The sequence below is a fragment of the Mycobacterium sp. genome (genome assembly GCF_032161845.1).
Lineage (GTDB): Bacteria > Actinomycetota > Actinomycetes > Mycobacteriales > Mycobacteriaceae > Mycobacterium.
The window spans coordinates 1-4,718 of the sequence record NZ_JAVRQA010000331.1 but is presented as its reverse complement, the minus strand read 5'-3'; the positions used below and the strand labels follow the sequence as shown (position 1 = coordinate 4,718).

6 protein-coding genes and 1 pseudogene are annotated in these 4,718 nt (G+C 64.5%); 3 read left to right on the top strand and 4 right to left on the bottom strand.

Annotated elements, in window-relative coordinates; genetic code table 11:
- Positions 1-338: pseudogene (locus QOD90_RS17925) on the top strand (hypothetical protein); the annotation flags it as partial.
- 44 nt (positions 339-382) lie between these two features.
- On the opposite strand, the gene QOD90_RS17920 reads toward QOD90_RS17925, so the two are convergent.
- On the bottom strand, positions 383-526 hold the full coding sequence (locus QOD90_RS17920) for a hypothetical protein (protein ID WP_526352100.1): 144 nt from the start codon (positions 524-526) through the stop codon (positions 383-385).
- 72 nt (positions 527-598) lie between these two features.
- Positions 599-1,222, bottom strand: a complete 624-nt coding sequence (locus QOD90_RS17915) for a TetR/AcrR family transcriptional regulator (RefSeq protein WP_526352098.1) — start codon at positions 1,220-1,222, stop codon at positions 599-601.
- Between the two features lie 147 nt (positions 1,223-1,369).
- Here QOD90_RS17915 and QOD90_RS17910 point away from each other — a divergent pair, with 147 nt between their 5' ends.
- Positions 1,370-2,599 (top strand): amidohydrolase family protein, encoded by a 1,230-nt coding sequence (locus QOD90_RS17910; RefSeq protein ID WP_526352096.1) that lies wholly within the window; start codon positions 1,370-1,372, stop codon positions 2,597-2,599.
- 141 nt (positions 2,600-2,740) lie between these two features.
- On the opposite strand, the gene QOD90_RS17905 is transcribed toward QOD90_RS17910, so the two are convergent.
- Positions 2,741-3,679 (bottom strand): class I SAM-dependent methyltransferase, encoded by a 939-nt coding sequence (locus QOD90_RS17905; RefSeq protein ID WP_526352094.1) that lies wholly within the window; start codon positions 3,677-3,679, stop codon positions 2,741-2,743.
- A gap of 199 nt (positions 3,680-3,878) precedes the next feature.
- Here QOD90_RS17905 and QOD90_RS17900 point away from each other — a divergent pair, with 199 nt between their 5' ends.
- Positions 3,879-4,442 carry a TetR/AcrR family transcriptional regulator gene (locus QOD90_RS17900; RefSeq protein ID WP_526352092.1) on the top strand — a complete coding sequence of 188 codons (564 nt, stop codon included), beginning with the start codon at positions 3,879-3,881 and terminating at the stop codon, positions 4,440-4,442.
- Between the two features lie 12 nt (positions 4,443-4,454).
- Here the strand turns inward: QOD90_RS17900 and QOD90_RS17895 are convergent.
- Positions 4,455-4,718 (bottom strand): WS/DGAT domain-containing protein (locus QOD90_RS17895; protein ID WP_526352090.1); only part of this gene is annotated, 264 nt, incomplete at its 5' end.

Below are 4,718 nucleotides of genomic sequence, written 5' to 3'. Positions count from 1 at the left end.
GCGCGCCGGGCATCGCGGCTGCCTTGGAGGCCACCTATGCCCGGCACCGCGAGCTACTCACCGACGCGCTGACCGCGGGTCTGGCCGACGGCAGCCTGCCGAACGCACGCCCCGACCTCGACTCGTTCGCCATCCATGCGGTCGCCGTGCGGCACCTCGAGGCGCGCATCCGTGGCCTGGTGGACACCGACTACTTCGAGGTGCGCGACCAACTGATCGCGCTCGTGTTGACGGGGCTCTGCGCCGCTGCCGTACACCCGGATCCGAGGGGGGCACCGTCCGCTGAGAATGCCCGCGGTGTCAAAACGCACCATCGTCTCGGGAATGGCATTCCCTAAATTCGATCCAACAGTGCCTGGCACGAATGCCATCGGGCGGTGACTCAGCGAGGTCCCGGTGTGGCGTCGCCGAGCTCGTCCACGTCTACGTCGCCGGCGGCGCCAGTCTTTGGCGACTTCTCGTCGGATTCAACGTCCTTGAGCGCCTCTTCGTCGGCGATCGGTTGACTGGTGTCGAAGCCTGACATGTTGTGCTCCTTCAGCTTTGAGATGAGTCGGCGCGACGCTCGACCGACCTTGTCATGAGTGGGTTACCCCAATCAGCCAGCCGTACGCGGCACGATCGGGCTGGACATGGCGACGATCATCTCGGCGACGACCGCGATCATCTCGTCACGGTCGACGGCAACCGTCTGCCGATGAACGGTGTACCAGGCGCGGTCCAGCAACCCCATGACCGCGACGCCGATGACGTCCGGGGAGTGCGGCCCGTCACCGGCGATGGCCTGACCCAACTTCCACGAAGCACGGGTGACCATGCGGTTGCGCGACACCCGGAAGGCGTCGTCGTCCGGCGCCGAATGCGCCGAGGCCAAGACGAATGCGCCGTGAAGGTCCATGTAGTCGAAGTAGTGGCCCACCCAGGCCAGGACGTCGGACGGACCGAACGCCTCCTCAGCATCCGCCCACTGTGCGATGACCGAAAGGGCGTCGCGATAGGCGGTCTTGCCGAGGACGTTGAAGATCTCCCGTTTGTCCTTGAAGTAGGTGTAGAAGCCGGCTCGCGAGATGCCGCACGCCTCGGTGATCGCGTTGATCGGCGTGCCCGCATAACCACGTTGCAGGAAGAGCCTGCTGCTGGCGTCGAGGATCGCTGAGCGCGTCCGCTCACCGCGACCCTGGTCGGTTTGAGCACCGACCGCCACACCCGAGGTCACCGTCATGGCGCGACCTTATATGACATTGTCGTCAGGTTCAATTACCCCAGTTCAGCGCGTCTACTACACAATCTGACCATGCGACTTGACACTATTGTCAAGTTGAGCCAAGCTCGTCGTTGAGCCCGATGTAGCGCAGCGAGAGGCACACCGATGACCCAGTTCAAAGACGCACCGATCTTCGACGCCGACCAGCACATGTACGAGACGCCGGACGCCCTGCTCAAGTACCTGCCCGAGCAGTACAAGAAGGCAGTGCAATTCGTTCAGATCGGCAGGCACACCCGGATCGCGATCTTGAACAAGATCACCGACTACATGCCGAACCCGACGTTCGACCGGGTCGCGGCACCTGGTGCCCACGAGAAGTTTTACTCCGGCCAGAATCCCGAGGGACTGACGATGCGCGAGATGTCGGGCCGAGGGATCGACACGCCGCCGGGCGCACGCAACCCCGAGGACCGGATCGCCGAGCTCAACGGCCAGGGTGTCGATGCGTGCCTCAACTACCCCACGCTGGCCAACCTCGTCGAGCACTCGTCGGCCGAGGATCCCGAGCTGACTGCCGCCATCGTCCATTCACTCAACCAGTGGATGCTCGAACATTGGGGTTTCGCTCACGAAAACCGTGTCTACTCAACGCCGGTCATCAACTTGGGCATCGTCGACGAAGGCCGCCGCGAGCTTGAGTACATCCTGAACAACGGCGCCAAGGTCGCGCTGATCAAGCCGGCGCCGGTGTGCGGCTTCAAGGGGTGGCGTTCCCCCGCCCTTCCGGAGTTCGATCCGTTCTGGGCCGACGTCGAAGCCGCCGGGCTACCCATCGTGCTGCATGCCAGCCAACCCCCGCTTCAGGAGTACATCGAGAAGTGGGAGCCTGCCGATACGGCCAGCGCGTTCGAGATGTCCGCGTTCAAGTGGACGGCGCTGGGGCATCGCGAGATCGCCGACATGCTGACCAGCCTAATCTGTCACGGCACCCTGACGCGGTTCCCGAAACTGCGCATCGCCAGCGTGGAGAACGGAAGTGCTTGGATCAAGCCGCTATTCGACGATCTTGAGATGACCTACAAGAAGATGCCGCAGAATTTCCCCGAGCATCCACACGAGGTGTTCCGCCGCAACTGCTGGGTCAGCCCCTTCTGGGAGGGCTCGGTGGCCGACGTCGTGCAGACCGTCGGGTGGGACAAGGTCATGTTCGGCTCGGACTGGCCGCACCCCGAGGGCCTAGCCGAACCCAAGGGCTACTGGAGGTACGCCGAGGGCATGGACGTCCGGCGCACCTACGATTTCATGGGCGACAACGCCCGACGCTTCATGGGGCTACCGCTGGCCAACCCGGATCCCGCCGCCATCAAGCCACCGGAGTTCGCCAACGCCTGAGGATCGGCTGGCGGACGCTCTGCGCCGCAAACGATTCGAGCCGATCCCCGCAGACCTCTTGAGGTGCCTTCCCCAAAGAAGTCTTGATTGCAGCCCGCCGCGATCACGGACATTTCCGCGCGCGACCCCGGTCACTACGACCTACGGGAGCCGGCCCTCGACGAACACACTTCCTGGGACGGCCTCGTCCAGGTCGGCGGGAATCGCCCGATCGTTGCTCGCCAACAGGTCTTCGGCGCTGATCGCCGTGACGTCCCAGCCGTGCGCGGTCAGCCAGTCGGTGACCTCGGTCCGCTCCTCCTCGTAGAGCAGATTGCCGGACTCGGTGATGTCCTTGCCGCCCAACTTGGTTGCGATCGCCCGGTATTGCTCCACCTGCTCTTCGCGGCGGGCGAAGCTCTCGGCGCTGAAGAAGTCGTTGCCGAACGCCTCCACGGCGACCCGGCTGCCCGGGGCACTCAACGCCTGGATTCGTTCGAATAGCAGATTCTGCGCGTCTGCGGTGAGGTACGGCAGGAGTCCTTCGGCCAACCATGCTGTCGGAACGCTCGAATCGAATCCCGCATCCGCCAACGCCTTCGGCCAGTCCTGACGCAGGTCGATCCCGACGCTGACATGAGTGGCGAGGGGTGTGACGTCATGAGACTCCAGCGTTTCGAGCTTGAACGCCAAGACTTTCGGCTGATCGATCTCGTAGACCACGCTGCCCTCGGGCCAGGCCAGCCGCCAGGCGCGCGCATCCAGCCCCGCCGCAAGGATCACCGCTTGGCGAATGCCGCCGGCCGCGGCGGCGAGGAAGAACTCGTCGAAGATCTTCGTCCGCGAACCCATGTAGCTCATCATCGCCTGCATCCGCTCCTTGAAGCGGGGGTCGACGTCGGCCAGTTCCGCGGGAAGCTCCTCATCGAGGTAGATCTTCCAGATGCCGTCGCCGGCCGCCTCGAGGAACAACCGTGCGTAGGGATCACTGATCAGGGGATCCGCGCTGTCGGTCTCCGCGGCCCGTCCGCCCGCAACGCCGAGTGCGGTGGCCCCCACACTCTCGTTGATGTCCCATGTGTCGTCGTCGGTTCTGGCCATTCGATTTCCCTTCGCTGCTCGGTTTCGTGACGTGCTCTTGACTGGAAGTGCAGGGCCGTGGCGTCGCGGTGCGGGCTCAACTGGACCCGGCGGGCCTACGCCGAGGACTCGCTGACTTGCGCGACCATCTGCCTACGACGGTAGGCAGTAACTTACCGGTCGTCAAGTAAGCTATCGTTTGGAACGGTTGGGAGGCCGGATGGATCAGAGACGAACCGACACCCGTGCACAACTGCAGTCCGTTGCCCTGGAACTATTCGCCGAACACGGCTACGACAGCACCTCGTTGCGCGAGATCGCCGAACGACTCGGCATCACCAAAGCCGCTGTCTACTACCACTTCCGTTCCAAGGACGAGATTCTCGCCAGCTTGATCGAGGACTTTCTCGCTCAGCTCGACGGCCTGGTGCGATGGGGCGAGTCACAGCGTCGCTCCGCCGCCACGCGCATCGAGGTGTTGCGCCGCTATAGCGACATGCTCTCCGGACGGACCGCCGAACTGGCCCGCTTCGTGAGGGAAGGAAGCTCGCCGATCCGCGATCTGGAACTACGGGTCAGGATTCAGGACCGGTATCTCGCGCTGTTCGATCTGCTCAGTCCACCCGGCGAACCCATCGAAGGGCGACTACGCGCACGGGTCGCCCTGTCGAGCCTGCACATCGGCGCCACGTCGGACCCCCGGCACGGCGCTGAGGAAACTCAGCGGCGCGCCAGCGCCTTGGCCATCGCGACGCAGGTAGTGGCGTCGTCCGAGGACGTGTAGAGGAACCGACCCCTAGGAACCGGCGCGGGAAGCCTTGCTCCCGCGCCCATCTTCGGCCGCCGCGCCGGCCGCCCGTCGGATGAGCACGAACGCGTCGACCATGGCATCGGTCACTTCGCGCGGATCCCCGAAGGTCGCGTCGTCGGCGAGCACCGAGATGTTGAGTTGGTCGACGTAACTCCACACGGTGATGTTCACGCCCACCCCGAAGGTGAGCGGTCCGACTGAGTAGAGCTCGACGAGAGGAGCACCGGCGATCCGCCCGAACTGACGTGG

Excerpts from the sequence above, each read along its gene's own strand:
- QOD90_RS17905 (WP_526352094.1), bottom strand. The coding sequence starts at position 3,679 with ATGGCCAGAACCGACGACGACACATGGGACATCAACGAGAGTGTGGGG.
- QOD90_RS17920 (WP_526352100.1), bottom strand. The coding sequence starts at position 526 with ATGTCAGGCTTCGACACCAGTCAACCGATCGCCGACGAAGAGGCGCTC.
- QOD90_RS17910 (WP_526352096.1), top strand. The coding sequence starts at position 1,370 with ATGACCCAGTTCAAAGACGCACCGATCTTCGACGCCGACCAGCACATG.
- QOD90_RS17900 (WP_526352092.1), top strand. The coding sequence starts at position 3,879 with ATGGATCAGAGACGAACCGACACCCGTGCACAACTGCAGTCCGTTGCC.
- QOD90_RS17915 (WP_526352098.1), bottom strand. The coding sequence starts at position 1,222 with ATGACGGTGACCTCGGGTGTGGCGGTCGGTGCTCAAACCGACCAGGGT.